Source organism: Pseudomonas iridis, from assembly GCF_017980685.1.
GTDB lineage: Bacteria > Pseudomonadota > Gammaproteobacteria > Pseudomonadales > Pseudomonadaceae > Aquipseudomonas > Aquipseudomonas iridis.
In genome coordinates this window covers 248,243-267,584 of the sequence record NZ_JACXXO010000003.1, presented here as the reverse complement: position 1 = coordinate 267,584, position 19,342 = coordinate 248,243, and the positions used below count along the sequence as shown (strand labels likewise).

Sequence of the window (19,342 nt, the reverse complement as noted above, 5' to 3'; positions counted from 1 at the left end):
AAAGCTTGCCGCTTGTTACTTGCAGCTTGTCGCGGCTTCATTCACAGTGCGCGCCCTTCTAATAAGACCCTCTTTGCAATCCGCCGGTTAACCTTTGGCGGGCTCATCCTGTCTGGCGGTCGGTTTTCCACCGCAGTGTTTTTTGAGGTAGTGAAATGAATGCAGTCATAGCGGCGGTTGGCATCATGCTGATTCTCAGCCTGTCCCGCGTGCACGTGGTGATCGCTTTGATCGTCGGCGCGCTGGTCGGCGGCCTGACCGGTGGTCTGGGCATCGATGCCACGCTAAAGGCGTTCAACAGCGGCTTGGGCGGCGGGGCGACGGTGGCGTTGTCCTACGCATTGCTCGGCGCTTTCGCCGTGGCGATTGCCAAGTCGGGCCTGGCCCATGCGCTGGCCGACAAGGCGCTGGCGATGGTCGATCGCCAGCACAGTACCGGTGGCGGCAACGTCAAATGGCTGCTGATCGGCCTGTTGTGGGTGGTGGCGATTGCCTCGCAGAACATCCTGCCGATCCACATTGCGTTCATTCCGTTGCTGGTGCCGCCGCTTCTTTATGTACTGACCAAGCTGCAACTCGACCGCCGCTTGATCGCCTGCGTCATGACGTTCGGTCTGATCACGCCGTACATGTTCCTGCCGGTGGGTTTCGGCAACATCTTTCTCAATGAAATCCTGCTGGCCAACGTTGCACGCAGCGGCGTCGACATCAGTGGCATTAACGTCACCCACGCCATGGGCATTCCGGCTTTGGGCATGGTGTTCGGTCTGGCAATGGCCTTCATCAGTTACCGCAAGCGGCGCGTGTACGACCTGGCGAAGATCGAGCAGGTCGAGCAAGCGGCGGTGCAGTACAACCCGCTGAGCCTGATGATCGCCGGCGTGGCGATTGCCGCAGCGTTCATCGTGCAGTTGCTGCTCGACTCTATGATTATCGGGGCGCTGGTGGGCTTCCTGATCTTCTCGGTGTCGGGCATCGTCAAATGGCGCGACACCGATGATCTGTTCACCGAAGGCATGAAGATGATGGCGATGATCGGCTTCATCATGATCGCTGCCTCGGGTTTCGCCGAAGTGATGAAGGCCACCGGGCAGATACAGACCCTGGTCGAGTCGTCGGCGTCGTTGATCAATCACAGCAAGGGTGTGGGTGTGCTGTTGATGCTGCTGGTCGGGTTGCTGGTGACCATGGGCATCGGTTCGTCGTTTTCCACGGTGCCGATTCTGGCGGCGATTTTCGTTCCCCTGTGCTTGCAACTGGGCTTCAGCCCGTTGGCCATCGTCTGCATTATCGGCACTGCCGGTGCGCTGGGCGATGCCGGTTCGCCTGCCTCGGACTCGACCCTGGGCCCGACCTCCGGCCTGAACATCGACGGCCAGCATCACCATATCTGGGACACCGTGGTGCCGACGTTTCTGCATTACAACCTGCCTTTGCTGGCGTTCGGCTGGGTGGCCGCGATGGTGTTGTAACCGCTGAACCCTGTGGGAGCGGGCTTGCCCGCGATGGCGTCGACACATTCAACAATTATGTGGCAGACACACCGCTATCGCGGGCAAGCCCGCTCCCGCAGGGTGATGAGGTGTCTGCTGACTCAACTTTTGACCTGGCGTGCCGTTAAAGCCTTTAACCACGCCAATAAAACCAAAAGAGTGAGCACCCCAATGCGTTTGAGCCTCAAGGCTAAAGTCCTCTCCCTTGCCGTCCTCCCGGTATTGCTCTTTGCGCTGGTCATCAGCCTGACCACGCTGTTCATTCTTCAGAAACAGGCGCGCGAAGAGGTCGAACAGACGCGCGAGCGCCTGCTCGGCGACGCCAAAGCCACTCTGCAAAGTTACGTCGCCGTGGCCATGACCACGATCAAACCGCTGTACGACGCTGCCGCCCCCGGCGATGAAGCGGCGCGCGCGCAGGCGATCAAACTGCTGTCGGGGATTCGCTACGGCAAGGACGGCTACTTCTTCGGCTACGACTCCGAGACCGTGCGCCTGTTCAAGGCCAACGATCCCGATGGCGTGGGCAAAAGCTTCAAGGACAACCGCGACCCGAACGGCGTTTACGTCAACCTCGGTCTGGTGAAAGTGGCGAAGGACGGCACGCATTACTTGCAATACAGCTCGCCGCTGCCGGGCAACGCGAAGGTGCTGGTGCCGAAACTCGGCTACACCGAATACCTGGCGAAGTGGGACATGGCGGTCGGTACCTCGGTCAACCTCGACGGCATCGAAGCGCAAGTGGCGCTGGTCGAAACGCAGGTGCAGGAACGCATGCAAGGCGTGGTGCTGAGCATCGTCGGCGTGGCGGTGGTGGTGCTGCTGGTGATTGCAGCGGTGGGAATGCTGCTGGCCAATACCATTTTGCGTCCGCTGACCCAGATGAAAGCCAACCTCGACGATATCGCGGCTGGCGAGGGCGACCTGACCCGTCGCCTGAACATCACCAGCCAGGACGAACTGGGTGATCTGGCCGGCTCGTTCAATCGCTTCGTCGACAAGATTCACGGCCTGGTGCGGCAGATCACCGAGATGACCACACAATTGACCGGGCTGGTGACGCAGGTTTCGGATCAGGCCCAGCGTTCGGATCAGGCGATGGAGCGTCAACGCCACGAGACCGATCAGGTCGCCACGGCGATCAACGAAATGTCCGCCGCCGCCCAGGAAGTCGCCAAGAGCGCGCAGAACGCCGCCGTCGCCGCCCAGCAAACCGATGAAGAAGGCCAGAGCGCCAAACGCGTGGTGGCCGGCAGCATCAAACAGATTCATGCGCTGGTCGATGACATCCGCAGCAGCGGCGTGTCGCTCGATAGCCTGCAACAGGACGTCAGTTCGATTGTCGGTGTGCTCGGGGTGATCCGTTCGATTGCCGAGCAAACCAACCTGCTGGCACTGAACGCGGCAATTGAAGCGGCGCGGGCCGGTGAGGCCGGGCGTGGGTTTGCAGTGGTGGCGGATGAGGTGCGTGCGCTGGCCAGTCGTACGCAGATCAGCACCCAGGAAATTCAGGCGATGATCGATCGCTTGCAGGCCGGCACGCAAGCGGCGGTCGAGGCGATGCGCCGCTCCAGCGAGGCGGGTGACGGAACATCGGCGCAGGCCAATCAGGCCGGGGCTTCACTGGATGCGATGGCGGAATTGATCGCGACCATCAACTCGATGAACGCACAGATTGCCAGCGCTGCCGAGGAGCAGACGGCGGTGGCCGAAGAGATCAACCGCAGCGTGCATCAGATTGCGGTGGCGGTGGATAGCGTGGCGGATGAAACGCAGTTGGGTGCGCAGACGTCGCGCAGTCTGGCGGATCTTGGCCAGCGGTTGGGCAAACTGGTTGGGCAGTTCCGAATCTGAGCGCCACAACAGCCCCTCACCCTAGCCCTCTCCCGGAGGGAGAGGGGACTGACCGAGGTGTCTTGCGTCATACATCGACCTGAGAGATCCGGTCGATTATGGATTCACAGCAGTTCGTTCAGGTCGGTGTAATCCTGCAGCATCCCCCAATCAGTCCCCTCTCCCTCCGGGAGAGGGCTAGGGTGAGGGTCTGTCCCAATAAGGCACTTCGCCAAAACACTCGACAAAGAAATCAATCACCGTCCGTACCTTCACCGACAACCGCCGGCTCCCCGGCCACAGCACCGCGATCTGCTGCGGCTCCAGACTGTTCGACACCTGATACTCCCCAAGCACCGGCACCAGCGTGCCTTCGCGCACCGCTTCACCAATCAGCCATGACGGAAACATCACCAACCCCAGCCCCTGTTCGGCCGCCTGGGTGAGGGTGTCGGCGTGGTTGCCGGTGATCGGACCCCTCACCGAATAGGGCGTCCAGTCGCCTTGATCCTGACGGAAAAACCAACGCTGCTGTCCAGTTGCGCCTTTGTAGGCCAGACACTGATGTCGTGCGAGATCATCGGGATGCTGCGGCGTGCCGTGACGTTTCAGATAGGCCGGGCTGGCGGCGACCTGAAAGCGGTGCGGCGCAATTATCCGCGCCTGCATGCTCGAGTCGTGCAGCGGGCCGATGCGAAACAACAGGTCTGCACCTTCCTGCAACGGATCGACGTAATGGTCGGTTTGCTGGATGTCCAGTTGCAGCTTGGGATAACGCGCGCACAACTGACCGAGCCACGGCGTCAGATGCCGTTGACCAAACACCACCGGGGCGTTGATCCGCACAAGGCCAGTGGGTTCGCTTTGCTGTTCCTGCAAGGCTTGTTCGGCTTCTTCCAGTTGCACCAGCACCAGCCGCGCATGGTGGCCGAGCATGCGCCCGGCTTCGGTCGGCGTGACTGCGCGCGTATGGCGATAGAGCAATTGCTGGTTCAGCGCTTGCTCCATCAACTGGATTTGCCGAGAGATGGAGGAGGGCGCCACGCCCTCGCGGCGGGCGACTTCAGAGAAGCTGCCGTGGTCGAGCACTGCGACAAACAGTCTGAGTGCCTTGAAACCGAGTTCATTGAGCCCGTGCATGGATCGTCCTGCTGTGCGAGTTACGCAAAAGTGTTGTCCGGATGCTCCCATTTATCGCACAGCGAAGCCAGCCGATAATCCGCGCCATCGTTTACTTGCACAGGTTTTGGTTATGCAGACGTTGGATGAGGTGAGTGTTAGCGCGCCAGTGGCCAGGCCGTTGTTGCGATTGTTGTTGCTGCCGCTGGTGATTCTGGCGGGCATGGGTTTGTCAGTGGAGGCGGGCTTGCTCGGGCCGTTGGGGGTGCAGGTCGGGCATTTGTGGGCGACCTTGAGCATCTTTGGCGTCGGCTCGGCGATTCTGTTTTTGCTGTTGTTGTTCGCAGGCCCGCAAAAGGGCCCTGCGCTCACCGATCTGCCACGCTGGCAGTTGATCGGCGGGTTTCTGGGGCCGATGTATGTGGTGGTTCTGACGTTGGCGACGCCGCATATCGGTATTGCGATGACGATGATCGCGATTCTGTCCGGGCAGGTCGGCAAGAGTGTGTTGATCGATCACTTTGGTTGGTTCGGGACGACGCGCAAGAAGGTTAACGCTGAGCGCTGGCTGGCGTTGGGGTTGATTGTGGTGGCATTGGTTTTGATTGCGCGGGGGTGAGTGATGAGTCTGATTATTTTGTTGGCAGTGGTGGTATTGGCCGGCGCGGTGTTGAGTGTGCAGGCGGCGATCAACGGGCGTTTGGGTGAAACCGTTGGTGTATTGCGCAGCAGTTTGCTGACGTTTGTGGTGGGCGCGGTGGTGACCGGGCTGTTGATTCTGTTTTTTGAGCCGGCGCAGGCGGTGAGTTTGCTGGATGTGCCCAAGTGGCAGTTGATGGGGGCGCTGTTTGGGGTGGTTTATATGATGGTGATGGTGGGCGCGGTGCCTGTCGTGGGGACGGCTGTGGCGACGGTAGCTGTCATTGTCGGGCAGCTTGGGATGGGGATGTTGATTGATAATTTTGGCTGGTTGGGAAATCCGGCGATTGAGCTTTCTTCGAGTCGGGTTTTGGCGATGGGTTGCTTGGGGTTGGCTTTGGTTTTTATGTATCGCAGTAGTGTTCGTGGGGTTGATTGATTTACTGACTGAGTACATATCCGTTGCTGCGGTGATGGCTGCTTAGGGTTTCGCCCTTACGGCGAGTCACCTTTTCCAGACGCCGAAAAGGTAACCCAAAAGGCTTTGCCCTGACGTCCGGCCCGCTCGCTGGGGCTCGGGGTTCCTTCGCTCCGGGATCCATCCGGGGCATCGATTTCGGTTTGCTGCGCTGCACCTCCTTTCGATGTTCTCCCCGGATGAATCCCTGCTCTCAGCCTTCCGACGGGCCTTCGAGATCAAGAGCTGCACTCGAGCTAACGCTCATTGTGTTGAGTGGGGGAAGAGCGATGCGGTCGGCTTTTGTTCGGTGTTGGATTCACTCATCACCCCAGCCCTCTCCCCGAGGAGAGGGAGCCGATTTGTGAGGCTTTCAGAATCTGAGTTCGACTCGGTATCCCAGGTCGGCATAGCTCTGCCAAACACCTCGGTCAGTCCCCTCTCCCTCCGGGAGAGGGCTAGGGTGAGGGGCTCTTGATCTGGCTTTTGATGTTGCTCTTGCTCTTAGCCCCCATCGGCAGGCCGAGCGGAGGTGTTCATCCGGGGGTTAGGCGCGCAGCGCCGTGCGGCGAAGCCGCATCCATCGAAAGGAGGTGCAGCGAAGCAAACCGGAAGCGATGCCCCCGGATGGACACCGTAGCGAGGGAACACTGAGCCTCGGCGAAGTGCCGTACGCCGGGGGCAAAGCCTTTTGCTTACTTTTCGGCGTCTGGAAAAGTGAGTCGCTGTAAGAGCGAAACCGTCAGCGGCCGCACCCGCAACAACGGATATGCTCACAACTCCCAAAATCCAAACTCAAACAAAATCAAAAGATCGCAGCCTGCGGCAGCTCCTACACTGTTGTTTACGGCTCGCATTCGAGCCTCAGACAACCACAACCCAAGGAGTCTGTCCCATGCCTGATAGAAAATGCGATTGCCCCGGATGTAAATGCACCATCAAAGACGGCGAGCATGCGTACGCTGAGCACGGTAAGCACTATTGCTGTGAAGCCTGCGCTCACCACCACAAGGGTGGCGAGGAATGTTCCAGCAAGGGCTGCCAGTGCGCGCATCCCAAATAAACGTACGCCTAAAAAAAGTGGAGCCTAATCAGGCTCCACTTCCAGTTTCAGGCTGTCGTCATCCAGCCGCTCTACATGCCGCACCGTGCCTTGCAAGCGTCGGCCTTCGACCGTGACCACGACGGTTTTCGCCTGATCAAGATTTTCAGGTAACGGCGCCGGCACCCTCAGCGCGAAGCGAAACGGATCACCCTCGACGGCTTCAAGCCCTACCGAACAATCAACACTTTTGGTAATACGCCCGAACAAGCTGTCCAGGCCGTAATCCAGATGTGCCGGGCTCATGAGGTGGGTCATTGTGCATTCCCCCGAATGATGTCGATCACTGTGCGCAGCTTAGCTGGTCGGTCGCCAGACAACGTTTTCCACGCCGAATTTTTCCGCCATCGGTTTACTGGTCTTCTGCACCTTTTCCCGGCCGAAACGCGGGATCCGACCTACGCCTGCGTCGCAGCTCGCCCAATGCCAAGCCTCGGCGTTGTCCATCTTGTCCGAGCGGATAATGAAGGACTTGGGCGTACCGTGAAGGGTGTAGTCGATGACATAAAGTTTTGCGTTGTTCATAAAGCCCGTATTCCTCCCTGTGGTAATAGAAGGATCGCGGCGCACCGGGAAAATTCACTCGGATTGTCCGACGGTATCTACCCCGATCTGATGGGCGCTACCGATGGCTGCGATCCAGTGATCATTTACAGGTCAGAACTGATAACCGATCCCCGCGTAATACCCCCAACCATTCGAACGCGCGCGGAAATTGCCGTCGCCGAAATTCAGCTCGCTGCCATCCTCCCAGTTGCCGCCGTTATGGAAATAACGCCCGACCAGGGTGAAGCGCAAATGGGTGAACGCGTAGAGCAACACGTTGGTCGCCACCGTCGCGTTGGCGGTGCGTGCCGGGTTGTCCTTGTGGATGTCGGAGCCGAAATCGAAGTTGGTGAAGCCGATGTAGGTCAGCGAGGCGCCGTTGCTGAATTTGTCGATGGGGATGATGTACTTGAGCTGTGCACGGTAGCCGTCCCAGGAATACTCGTTGCTCGCACCGTAGTTTTCCCACTGGTAGCGCCCGTACAGGTTGGCTGACAGATTGACCCGCGAATGGGTGTCGATGTCGGTGCCGAAACCGCTGTAGAGGGTGTTGGCGCGGTTTTCTTTGCGGCTGCCGTGGTCGTAGATCCAGTCGAAGGCTACATACCATTCCTTGAACGGGCCGATAGCCAGGCTGCGGCCGGCTAGGTAGTCGATGGAGATCCGCGGTTCGTGCTCCATGAACACTGGCGAACCGTGGTCCCATACGCCTCTGTCGTGGCTGTTACCGATGTTGAAGATTTTCGGCACGTCGATGTAGCCGTATAGCTCGAACGGGCCCTTGCGCCCGAAGTATTCATATTCCAGGTAGATGTCGTCGGCCGGTTGCGGGCCGAAGCTGATGTCTTTGCTGCCGATCAGGGTCAGGTCCTGGTTGTACCAGTCCGACAGGTACGCGCCTTGTTTCGGCGGGCTGGCTTCGGGGCTCAGGGTTTCGCCCTGGGCGGACTCGGGCAGGGCCGGTTGTGCAAATGCGCTTTGACTGAGAACTCCGGTAACGCCAGTCAGTAGCAAGGAAACAGCAAACGTGCGCGCGAAGGGGGCGCGAAGAAGGGAAGCGACGTGCATGCAAAGTCCTTTTTTTGCGGATCAAGGCCCGGAATCTGCGGGCCTGGCGGATGTGTGGCGAAAATGCCGTGATTGACGGCTCGCAAACGTTTGCATAAGCCGTACCAGTTTTCTTCCGGTGGCCCTGTAGGAGCTGCAGCACGCTGCGATCTTTTGATCTTGATGCTTAAAGCAACATCAAAAGATCGCAGCGTGCCGCAGCTCCTACAGAGGGATGTTTTACGGCCAGTTCCCCTTGTTCACAGGCTGAAAGCCCTGATTTAGAGGGCCTAGTATTAAAGTATTAATACCATTTAATCCGCTCCCATTTGCGCGGCTCTACTAGCGTTGTCAGCAATCAACGGTTTTGTGATGACCGTCGCAGTCTTGATTCGCGTGCGGAATAAGCCTGACTTCTCACGCATTCAAGGAAGAATTGGCCACGACAAAGGAGTAGCCCGTGGAAGTAAGGTCCGGTGTCGCCCTCGTTTCGCGTTTCTCCCCTCTTTCCCTTGCTGTGCACTTGAGCGTCGCCGGACTGTTGTTCGGCGCAGTGAGCATGCCGGCGCTAGCCACCTGTTCCACCGCGGGTTCTACGGTGACCTGTACCGGCGTGCCGAGCCTGCCGCTGTTTCTTAATAACTTCAACAGCGCTACCAACGGTCTCACGGTCAACGTCAACAGTGGCGCGCAGATGAACGCGACCCTGGGCGGCCACGTGATGGACCTGACCGGGGTGAACATCTCCCTCAACAACTCAGGCACGCTTGATCCGGCATTGCTGGGCCTGGTTTCGGTATTGAGTGGCGGTGCATTCATTGGGACCGGCGCGACGAGTACGGTCAGCGTGCTCAACAACGCCAGCGGCATCATTCGCGGCACCGGCATGTTGCTCGGGCTCAACCTGACCAGCATCGACGGCCTGGGTATCGCGGTGAACAATGCGGCGGCCGGTACCACCAGCATCACCAACAACGGCACCATCACCTCCACGGGATTATCGATTGGGGGCATCACCCTGGCCGATACGCCGGTAGTCGGCGTCTACGGCGGTTCGCAGGTCAACATGACCAACAGCAGCACCGGTGTCATCAACGGCCGGATCGCGTTCGAGACGTCGGCCGCGGGCAATACATTTACCAACGCCGGCGCAATTACCGGCGGCGTGTCGATGGGCGCAAGCAGCACCAACACGTTCACGGCGATTACCGGTTCTACGGTGCAGGTCGGTGACGGTGTTCAGGTCAGCGTCGGTCTCGGTGGCCTGATCGGCATCAACCTGACCTTCGCCCCGACCGGTACCGTCGATGGCGGCGCAGGCGGCACCAACAGCCTGATCCTGCAAAACCCGATCGGCGTCGGCGGCGGTACCACCGGAGTCGGCACAGCGTCGAGCGCCACCTACGTCAACTTCAACAATCTGACCATCAACAGCGGCACCTGGACCTTGCAGGGACCCTTGGTCAGTGGCGCGACCACGCTCAATGGCGGCGTCGCCCAGTTCAACAACAACGCCACGTTTGGCAGCGGTGTGATCACCTCCAACGGCGGGATTTTGCAGGCGAGCAACGCCGGGTTGAACGTCAGCAATCTGATCTCCCTCGGTGCCGGTGGCGTGACGGTGCAAGGCACCAACGCCACCACCCTCAGCGGGGTGATTTCCGGCAGCGGCGGCCTGACCAAAGTCGGTTCCGGGCAACTGAGCCTCAGCGCCGCCAACACGTACTTGGGCAACACCATACTCAACGGCGGCACCGTGCAGTTGGGCAACAACCTTGCGCTGAGCACTGGCACCCTCAACGTCACCGGCGCGACAACCCTGAGTGCCCCCGGCACGATCAGCCTGAACAACGCCATCAGCCTCGGCGGCACATTGACGGCCGGCGGCACCGGCGCACTGACCCTCGGCGGGTTGATCTCCGGCAGCAGCGGCCTGAGCAAAACCGGCACCGGCAGCCTGACCCTCAGCGGCGCCAACAGTGGTTACACCGGCACGACCACCCTGAGCGCCGGTAGCTTGCTGGTGACCAACAACGATTCGCTGGGCAGCGGCGCACTGAACACGGCTGCCGGCACTAGCCTCGACAGCACCGCCAACGTCTCGCTGGCCAACAACATCGCCATGACTGGCGCGCTGAACGTGCTCGGCAGCAATGCCTTGACCCTGGATGGCATTTTGTCCGGCACCGGCGCCATCACCAAAAGCGGCAGCGCCAGCCTGACGCTGACCGGCAACAATACTAACGCCGGCAATACCGCGCTCAACGCCGGCAGCCTGTTTGTCGGCAGCAACACCGCGCTCGGCACTGGCGCATTGAACGCGGCGGCCAACACCACGCTGGACGCGACCACGGCCGTGACGCTCGCCAATGCCGTAGCGCTGGCGGGAGGGCTGACCATCGGTGGCACGCAGGCATTGGGTCTGAGTGGCGTCGTCAGCGGTGCCGGCAACCTGATCAAGAACGGCACGGCGGACCTTACCCTCAGCGGCAACAACACCTTTGCCGGCGGTACCGCGCTCAATGCCGGCACGCTGATTGTCGGCTCCAACACTGCGCTGGGTACGGGGGCCTTGACGACCGCGGCAGGCACCAAGCTTGATGCCAGCACCGCGGTCGCATTGACCAACGCCGTTTCCCTGGGTGGCGATCTGGAAGTCCGTGGCAGCGCTGACCTGACCCTCGGCGGTGTTATCAGTGGCAGTGGCGGGCTGACCAAACGCGGTTTTACTAACCTGACTCTCAACGGCGCCAACACCTATCTCGGCGATACCACGCTGGCCGCCGGCACCCTCACCGTGGGCAATGATGCTGCGTTGGGCAGCGGTGCGCTGAACGTCATCGACGTTTCAGCACTGGACAGCAACACCGCCGTCAACCTGAGCAATAACGTCAACCTCAACAGCAGTGCCCTGACCCTCGGCGGCAGCAGCGGCCTGACCCTCTCCGGTGTGATCAACGGCGCCGGTCAGTTGCTCAAGAATGGCGCGGCCAACCTGACCCTCAGTGGCGCCAACACGTACACTGGCGGTACCACGCTGAACGCCGGCAGTCTGACTGTCGGCAATGGTGCAGCACTCGGCACTGGCGCACTGACCGTGGCCGGGGCGGGCACCCTCAACAGCAGCTCGGCGCTGACCCTGAATAACGCGATTACCCTCAACGCCAACCTCACCGCCGGCGGCGCCAACGCGCTGACCCTCGACGGCGTGATCAGTGGCGCCAACGGTTTGATCAAGACGGGCGCGTCGAGCCTGACCCTCAACGGCGCCAACACCTACACCGGTACCACGGCGCTGAATGCCGGTTCGCTGATCGTCGGCTCCAACACGGCGCTCGGCACTGGTGCACTGAACGCATCGAACGGCACCACGCTGGACGCGGGTACCGCAGCAACCCTGGCCAACAACGTCAACCTCGGCGGCACGCTGACTCTGGGCGGCACCAATGCGTTGACCCTCGGCGGCGTGGTCGCCGGTATCGGTGGGCTGGTCAAGAACGGCGCCGCCGACCTGATCCTCAACGGCGCCAACACCTATTTCGGTAACACCGCGCTGAACACCGGCAAACTGATCCTCGGCAGTAACAACGCGCTGGGCGCCGGCACATTGAACGCGGCGGCAGGCACTACGCTCGACGCCAATACCGCCGTCAGCCTGAACAACGCGGTGGCGTTGGCCGGAGCCTTGAACATCGGCGGCACGGCGGATCTGACCCTGACCGGTCTGGTCAGCGGCGCTGGCAGTCTGGTGAAAGACGGCGCGGCCAATCTGATTCTCAACGCTGCCAACAACTTCCTCGGCGGCACGACTTTGAACGCCGGCACATTGACCGTCGGCAACAGTTCGGCGCTGGGCACGGGTGACTTGACCGTTGGCGGCGCGGCGACGCTGGACAGCAATTCACCGCTGGTCAGTCTCAGCAACGCTGTCGCCCTCAATGCTGCGCTGACCGTCGGCGGTACGCAGAACCTGACCCTCGGCGGCATCGCTAGCGGTACCGGCCAATTGATCAAGAACGGCGCGGCCAACCTGACGCTCAACGGCAATAACACCTTCAGCGGCGGCACCGCGCTCAATGCCGGCACCCTGACGCTGGGCAATGCCAACGGTTTGGGCAGCGGTGGGTTGATCGTCGGCGGCGCTGCAACCCTGGATAACAGCGCTTCCTTCGGAATCGGCAATGCGATCACGTTGAACGCCGGGCTGACCATCGCGGGCAACAACGACCTGAGCCTCAACGGCATCATCGACGGCGCCGGCAGCCTGACCAAAAATGGCCTGTCAGACCTGACCCTGGCCGGCAACAACACCTTTACCGGCGCGCTGAACATTGTGTCCGGCAGCGTCACGACGTTGAACACCAACGCGCTGGGCAACACCGCCGGCGTCAACGTCAGCGCCGGCGCCGGGTTGAACCTGGGCAGCGACGCCAGCCTCGGAGCACTGACCGGCAGTGGCAGCGTGCAACTCACCGGCAGCAACACGCTGACCGTCGGCAGTGGCAACGGCACCAGCACGTTCGACGGCGACCTCAGCGGCAGCGGCGGCCTCATCAAAGTCGGCACCGGCACCTTGAACCTCACCGGAATCAACGGCATCACCGGCGACACCGCGATCAACAGCGGCATCGTGAATCTCAGCGGTTCGCTGGCCAGCGCGCAGATCAACGTCAATACCGGCGGTACCCTGAGCGGTACCGGTTCGGCGCTCGGTACCGTCAACGTCAACAGCGGCGGCCATCTGGCGCTGTCCTCGGGCAATCAACTGTCCGCCGGTGCGCTGACCCTCGCGGCCGGCAGCAATGTTGATGTAGCACTGGGGACACCGTCGACCACGTCGTTGATGAATGTCGGCGGCAACCTCACCCTCGACGGTAATCTCAACGTCACTGACGCCGGCGGTTTCGGGGTCGGTGTGTATCGCTTGTTCAACTACACCGGTGCCCTGACCAATCTCGGTCTCGATGTTGCCGGCGTACCGGTCGGCTACGGCCTCGGCGACTTGATCGTGCAAACCGGTGTGGCCAACCAGATCAACATTGAAGTGTCGGCACCGAACGTGAACATCCGTTATTGGGATGGCAGCCAGACCATTGCCAACGGCGTCGTCGACGGCGGCACCGGTACCTGGAATGCGGTGGGCACCAACTGGACCGATGCCAACGGATTGGTCAATCAACCGTGGGCGGGCGACTTCGCGGTATTCCAGGGCTCGGCGGGTACGGTGACGGTCAACGGCACGCAAGCGTTCACCGGCATGCAGTTCCTCACCGATGGCTACAACGTAGTGAATGGCACGGCGGGGCAACTGACTGCTGTCAACGGCACCGGGGGGACCACCGCGTTGCGCGTTGATCCGGGTGTGACCGCGACCATCGGCGTCAATATCGATGGCAGCGGCATCCTCAACAAACTCGATACCGGCACCCTGGTGCTCAACGGCGCCAACACTTACAGCGGCGGCACGCAACTGGACGGCGGCAAGATCATCGTTGGCAGCAACACCGCGCTGGGCAGCGGCACACTGACCGCCAACGCCGGCACGCAACTGGACAGCAATGCTGCGGTGACTCTCGGCAACGCAGCGACCCTTAATGGCAACCTCACCGTGGTCGGCAGCAATGCGCTGACGCTTAACGGCGTGATCGGCGGCACTGGCGGCCTGATCAAAACCGGCGCGGCCAACCTGACGCTCGGCGGCAACAATGCCTTCCTCGGGCCGGTGGCGCTGAATGCCGGCGGACTGATTCTGGCGTCGAACTCGGCGCTGGGCTCCGGCACCCTGAACGCGGCGGGCGGCACCACGCTCGATGCCGCCACCGCGGTTTCGGTGAATAACGCGGTCAATCTGGCGGGGAACCTCGGCATTGGCGGTACGGCAGACCTGACGCTTGCCGGCACGATCAATGGTGCGGGCAGCCTGAGCAAAACCGGCGCGGCCAACCTGACCCTGAGCGGCAACAACAACTTCCTCGGCGGCATCAACCTGAGCGCCGGCACCCTGACCGCTGGCAGCAACTCGGCGCTGGGGCTGGGCAACCTCACCGTGGCCGGCGCTTCGGCGCTGGACAGCACCAGTGCGTTGAGCCTGGGCAACAACATCGTGCTCAACGCCAACCTGAGCAACACCGGCAACAACAACCTGACGCTCGCCGGTGTAGTCAGCGGCGCGGGCGGACTGATCAAGGACGGCGCGTCGAACCTGACCCTCAACGGCGTCAATACCTTCACCGGCGGCACTACCTTAAATGCCGGCACCTTGACTCTTGGCACCGCTGCGGCATTGGGCTCCGGCGCACTGAACGTGGCTGGCGCGTCGACCCTCGACAACAGCTCGCCGCTGGTGCTGGCGAACGACGTCAACGTCAATGCGAATCTGGCCTTGGCCGGTAACAACAACCTGACCCTGGGCGGCGTGGTTGCCGGGTCCGGAACGTTGAGCAAAAACGGCCTGGCCGACCTGACGTTGAGCGGCAACAACACGTTCAGCGGGACCTTCGATGTGCTGTCCGGCAGCCTCACCACCCTGAGCGGTACAGCGCTGGGCAATGATGCGACGGTCAATCTCGGTGCTGGCGCAGCCCTCAATCTCGGCGCATCGGGCAGTCTCGCCAGCCTGACGGGTAGCGGCACTGCGCTGATCGGCACTGGCAACACGCTGAGCCTGGGCAGCAATAACGTCAGCAGCACGTTCGCTGGCATCCTCAGCGGTGACGGCGGGCTGACCAAACTCGGCACTGGCAGCCTGACCCTGAGCGGCATCAGCGACCTCACGGGCGACACCAACGTCAACGCCGGCACCTTGCAGGTCAACGGTTCGCTGGCCAGCGCCAATGTGTTGGTCAACAACGGCGGCACACTCGGCGGCAGCGGCACGTTGACCAGTGCGGTGACCGTGGCCGATGGCGGACATCTGGCGGGTGTCACCGGCAGCACCTTGTCGGTGGATTCGCTGGTATTCAACGGCAACTCCAACTTCGATGTCGGCCTCGGTACGCCGGTGTCGGGTGGCGGTAACGCGCTGGTCAACGTCGGCGGCAACCTGACCCTCGATGGCACACTCAATGTCAGCGACATCGGCGGTTTTGGCAGCGGCGTGTATCGCCTGATCAACTACACCGGTGGCCTGATCGACAACGGCATGCTCATCGGCAGCGTGCCGGGCAGCGTCTCAGTGGGCGATCTGCAACTGCAGACCGCGCAGGCCAATCAGCTCAACCTGCTGGTCACCGCGCCAGCCGTCACCGTGCAGTTCTGGGACGGTAGCCAACTGATCGCCAACGGCACGGTCGACGGTGGCAACGGTACCTGGGGCACCGGCACCACGAACTGGACCGACGTCAACGGCACCACCAATCAAGCCTGGACCAACAACTTCGCGGTGTTCCAGGGCGCGGCGGGCACGGTTACGGTCAACGGCGCGCAAACCATCACCGGCATGCAGTTCGTCACCGATGGCTACAGCCTGCAGAACGGCACGGCGGGATCGCTCAATCTGGTCAACGGTTCGCTGGGCAACGCCTCGGTGCGCGTCGATCCGAATGCCACGGCAACCGTCGGTGTAGCGCTCAACGGCGCAGGCACCCTCGGCAAATATGACACCGGCACCCTGGTGCTCAACGCTGCCAACGGCTACACCGGCGGCACCGCGCTCAATGGCGGTACGATTGTCGTCGGCGACAATGCCGCGCTCGGCACTGGTGTGTTAACTGCCGCGAATGGCACTGCGCTGGACAGCAACACCGCTGTCAGCCTCGGCAATGATGTGGTGCTCAACGGAGGATTGAGCGTCGCCGGCTCCAACGCCTTGACCCTCGGTGGCGTCGTCAGCGGCAGCGGCAGTTTGATCAAAACCGGTGCTTCGAGCCTGACTCTCAATGGCAGCAATACTTACTCCGGTGGCACCCAACTGAGTGGCGGCACGCTGGCTCTGGGCAACAACAGCGCAATCAGCAGCGGTGCATTGAGTGTGCTCGGCAACGGCACACTGGACAGCACCTCGGCGCTGCAACTGGCCAACGCCATCAACCTGGGCGCCGAGCTGACACTCGCCGGCAACCAGAACACCACGCTGATCGGCGCGGTCACCGGCACCGGCAGTCTGGTGAAAAACGGCAGCGGCGACCTGCTGCTCAGCGGCGCCAACACCTACAGCGGTGGCACCACGCTGAACGGCGGTAGCACTCGAGGCGACACCAGCAGCCTGCAAGGTGCAATCGCCAACAACGCGGCGTTGACCTTCGAGCAAAACGCCGACGGCAGCTACACCGGCAACCTCACCGGTACCGGCACGCTGAATAAAACCGGCAGCGGTCAGTTGCTGCTGACCGGCAACAATAGCTTCACCGGCAACACCTCTGTGCAGGCCGGCACCTTGACCGTCAACGGTGTGCTCAACAGTGCCAACGTCAACGTCGCCAGCGGTGCGCAGATTGGCGGTGGCGGTCAATTGGGCGGTTCGCTGCAACTGGCCGACGGCGCGACGCTGGCCGGTGGCGGCACGGCGACGCCGCTGTCAGTCGGTGCGTTGGCGTTGTCTTCGGGGACTGATCTGGACTTCAGCCTCGGGTCTGCCGCCAGTTCGACCACGGTGGTCAATGTCGCCGGCAACCTGACCCTCGACGGCACGCTGAACATCAGCAACGCCGGTGGTTTCGGCACAGGCGTCTATCAACTGTTCAGCTACGGCGGCAGCCTGACCGACAACGGTCTGGTCTACGGCAGCCTGCCGGTTGCGCAGGCCAACCTGACCCTGCAAACCGCCATTGCCAATCAGATCAATCTGCTGGTGCAAGACTCGCCGGGTGAAGTGCAGTTCTGGAACGGCGGCACCACCAATCCCGATGGCAGCATCGGTGGCGGCAGTGGTGTGTGGGGGCCGGGGACCAACTGGACTGATCCGAGCGGCACCCAGGCGTTGGCCTCCAACGGGCAGTTCGCTGTGTTTGGTGGTCAGGCCGGCACTGTCACCGTGTTGGGTAATCAGAACTTCACTGGTTTGCAGTTCCTCAGCAATGGCTACAGCCTCGCGCCTGGCGCTGGCGGTACGCTGACTCCGGTCAACGGCGCAGACGGCAGTCTCGCACCGGTGCGGGTGAATGCTGGTGGCAGCGCGGAAATCTCCACACCGCTGGTGGGCACGGGCGGCATCGAGAAGCTCGATTCCGGGACTCTGGTGTTGAGCGGCGCCAACACTTACAGCGGTGGCACGACTGTCAGCGGCGGTACGTTGGCGGGTAACACCACCAGCTTGCAAGGCAACATCCTCAACAACGCTTCGCTGTTGTTCGTGCAGAACTTCAACGGGCAATTTAACGGGTCGTTGCGCGGGCTCGGCGCCATGCTCAAACGCGGCACGGGCACCTTGCTGTTGACCGGTGATAACCCGTTCAGCGGCACCGTAGCGGTCGATCAAGGCGTGCTGCAAATCGGCAGCCGCGCTGCTCAGGCCTCGTTGGGAGGGCAGGTCACTGTCGCCAGCGGCGCTGCGCTCAGCGGTAACGGCAGTGTCGGTTCGGTGGTCAACAATGGTCTGGTGCAATCCGGGGCCGAGGCGGGCACGTTGAGTGTCGCCGGCAACCTGACCAATGCTTCCAGCGGTGTGCTGGCGCTGACAGTCAGCTCGCCAACCGCTACACCGCTGGCGGTCGGCGGTACGGCTGCGCTGGGTGGCGGTCTGCAAGTCAACTCGCTTGCGCCGTTCACTGGCAACACCACGTATTCGCTGATCACGGCGGGCGGCGGTGTCACCGGTACCTTCAGTGCAGCGGATCTGCCGCAATACGCATTCCTCGACTCGGCGCTGGTGTACGACGCCAACGCGGTAAACCTGGTAGTGAGCCGTAACGACAACTCGTTCGCCGACGTCGCCGCCACGGGCAATCAGCGCAATACCGCTTCGGCATTGTCGCGCAACGGTGCGGCGGGCGCGGCGTTGCAGAACCAGATCGTCAACCTCAGCGTGGCCGGTGCGCGCAATGCCTTCGACAGCCTGTCCGGGGAGATTCATGCCAGCACCGCCAGTGCGATCCTCGAGGATTCGCGTTACGTGCGCGAAGCCGTTAACGACCGCATGCGCCAGCCTTCGTGCAGTGCGCTGGATGATCCACGCCGTGCCTTGGCGCCAAGCGACAACCAGTTGAGCAGCAACGGTTGCCACGGCGAGATGGTCGGCTGGGCCCGCGCACTTGGCGCCTGGGGTGAGTCGGATGGCGACAGCAACAGCGCCAAACTCGACCGCAACCTCAGCGGCTTCATGCTCGGCACTGACAAGCAACTCGATGACCAGTGGCGCCTGGGCATGGCCGCCGGTTACACCCGCAGCGACCTCGATGCGCATGATCGTCGCTCGGATGCCACGGTAGAAAGCTACCACCTGGCGGCATATCTCAACTCGCAGTTCGATGCTTTGGCAGTGCGCCTCGGCGCGGCTTACAGCTGGCACGACATCGAGACCAAGCGTGATGTCAGCGTCGGCACCTACAACGACCGTCTGGAGGCCAATTACGACGCTCGTAGCGCTCAGGTGTTCGGTGAAGTCGGTTACACAATGCAAGCTGCCGGCATTGCTCTGGAGCCGTTCGCAGGTCTGGCCTACGTCAACTACGACACTGACAAGGCCAAGGAAAAAGGCGGAGTAGGGCGCCTGAAAGCCGATGCCGATCAGGACATCACCTTCTCCACCCTCGGCCTGCGTGCCGGCAAAGTCATCACCCTGGCCAACGGCGGGCAATTCACCCCGCGCGCGGCAGTGGGCTGGCGGCATGCGTTCGGCGACACCAAACCTGATGCCGACCTGACCTTCATCGACGGCGGCGCCTCGTTCAGCACCCAAGGCGTACCGATTGCCAAGGACAGCGCGATAGTCGAAGCGGGCGTGGACTTCCAGATCAGTCCGACCGGCAAACTTGGTATCGGCTACTCGGGGCAACTGTCGGATGACAACAACGATCATGCGATGACGATCAGCTTCAGCCTTGGCTTCTGATTTAGGGTCGAAGCACTTTTAACCGCCCGAAAGGGCGGTTTTTTTTGCAGAGGCAAAAGATCGCAGCCTGCGGCAGCTCCTACATGGGAATTCGCGTTTTTCCTGTAGGCGCTGCCGCA

10 protein-coding genes and 1 pseudogene are annotated in these 19,342 nt (G+C 61.8%); 7 read left to right on the top strand and 4 right to left on the bottom strand.

The window, feature by feature from the left end:
- The first annotated feature begins 155 nt into the window (after positions 1–155).
- From IEQ42_RS08750 to IEQ42_RS27680, 3 genes and pseudogenes are all read left to right on the top strand, one after another.
- Positions 156–1,472 carry a Na+/H+ antiporter family protein gene (locus IEQ42_RS08750; RefSeq protein WP_210703244.1) on the top strand — a complete coding sequence of 439 codons (1,317 nt, stop codon included), beginning with the start codon at positions 156–158 and terminating at the stop codon, positions 1,470–1,472.
- 33 nt (positions 1,473–1,505) lie between these two features.
- Positions 1,506–2,489 (top strand): annotated as a pseudogene (locus IEQ42_RS27685) (cache domain-containing protein); the annotation flags it as partial.
- Positions 2,490–2,525: 36 nt separating this feature from the next.
- Positions 2,526–3,347, top strand: coding sequence for a methyl-accepting chemotaxis protein (locus IEQ42_RS27680; RefSeq protein ID WP_395593806.1), 822 nt, complete (start codon positions 2,526–2,528; stop codon positions 3,345–3,347).
- A 177-nt stretch (positions 3,348–3,524) separates the two neighbouring features.
- Here IEQ42_RS27680 and IEQ42_RS08740 read toward each other — a convergent pair whose 3' ends face one another.
- Entirely contained in the window at positions 3,525–4,466 is a 942-nt protein-coding gene (locus tag IEQ42_RS08740) for a LysR family transcriptional regulator (RefSeq protein ID WP_210703242.1), read from the bottom strand.
- Positions 4,467–4,578: 112 nt separating this feature from the next.
- Between IEQ42_RS08740 and IEQ42_RS08735 the strand changes: the two genes are divergently transcribed.
- The 3 genes from IEQ42_RS08735 to IEQ42_RS08725 all read left to right on the top strand — a co-directional run bounded on the left by IEQ42_RS08735 (position 4,579) and on the right by IEQ42_RS08725 (position 6,604).
- A complete protein-coding gene (locus IEQ42_RS08735; RefSeq protein ID WP_210703241.1) occupies positions 4,579–5,064 on the top strand; it encodes a DMT family transporter in 486 nt (161 codons plus the stop codon).
- A gap of 3 nt (positions 5,065–5,067) precedes the next feature.
- Positions 5,068–5,523 (top strand): DMT family transporter, encoded by a 456-nt coding sequence (locus tag IEQ42_RS08730; RefSeq protein ID WP_150605317.1) that lies wholly within the window; start codon positions 5,068–5,070, stop codon positions 5,521–5,523.
- 913 nt (positions 5,524–6,436) lie between these two features.
- Positions 6,437–6,604: a metallothionein gene (locus IEQ42_RS08725; RefSeq protein WP_210703240.1), complete on the top strand. Its 168-nt coding sequence runs from the start codon at positions 6,437–6,439 to the stop codon at positions 6,602–6,604.
- A gap of 24 nt (positions 6,605–6,628) precedes the next feature.
- On the opposite strand, the gene IEQ42_RS08720 is transcribed toward IEQ42_RS08725, so the two are convergent.
- From IEQ42_RS08720 to IEQ42_RS08710, 3 genes are all read right to left on the bottom strand, one after another.
- Positions 6,629–6,901, bottom strand: a complete 273-nt coding sequence (locus IEQ42_RS08720) for a hypothetical protein (RefSeq protein WP_210703239.1) — start codon at positions 6,899–6,901, stop codon at positions 6,629–6,631.
- Between the two features lie 39 nt (positions 6,902–6,940).
- The gene (locus IEQ42_RS08715; RefSeq protein ID WP_034154602.1) at positions 6,941–7,168 is read right to left on the bottom strand and encodes a DUF6555 family protein; all 228 of its coding nucleotides are present in this window, start codon (positions 7,166–7,168) and stop codon (positions 6,941–6,943) included.
- Between the two features lie 132 nt (positions 7,169–7,300).
- Positions 7,301–8,257: a nucleoside-specific channel-forming protein Tsx gene (locus tag IEQ42_RS08710; protein ID WP_210703238.1), complete on the bottom strand. Its 957-nt coding sequence runs from the start codon at positions 8,255–8,257 to the stop codon at positions 7,301–7,303.
- Between the two features lie 439 nt (positions 8,258–8,696).
- Here IEQ42_RS08710 and IEQ42_RS08705 point away from each other — a divergent pair, with 439 nt between their 5' ends.
- Complete coding sequence (locus IEQ42_RS08705; protein ID WP_210703237.1) at positions 8,697–19,223, top strand: autotransporter-associated beta strand repeat-containing protein; 10,527 nt, start codon at positions 8,697–8,699, stop codon at positions 19,221–19,223.
- The last annotated feature ends 119 nt before the right edge of the window (positions 19,224–19,342 follow it).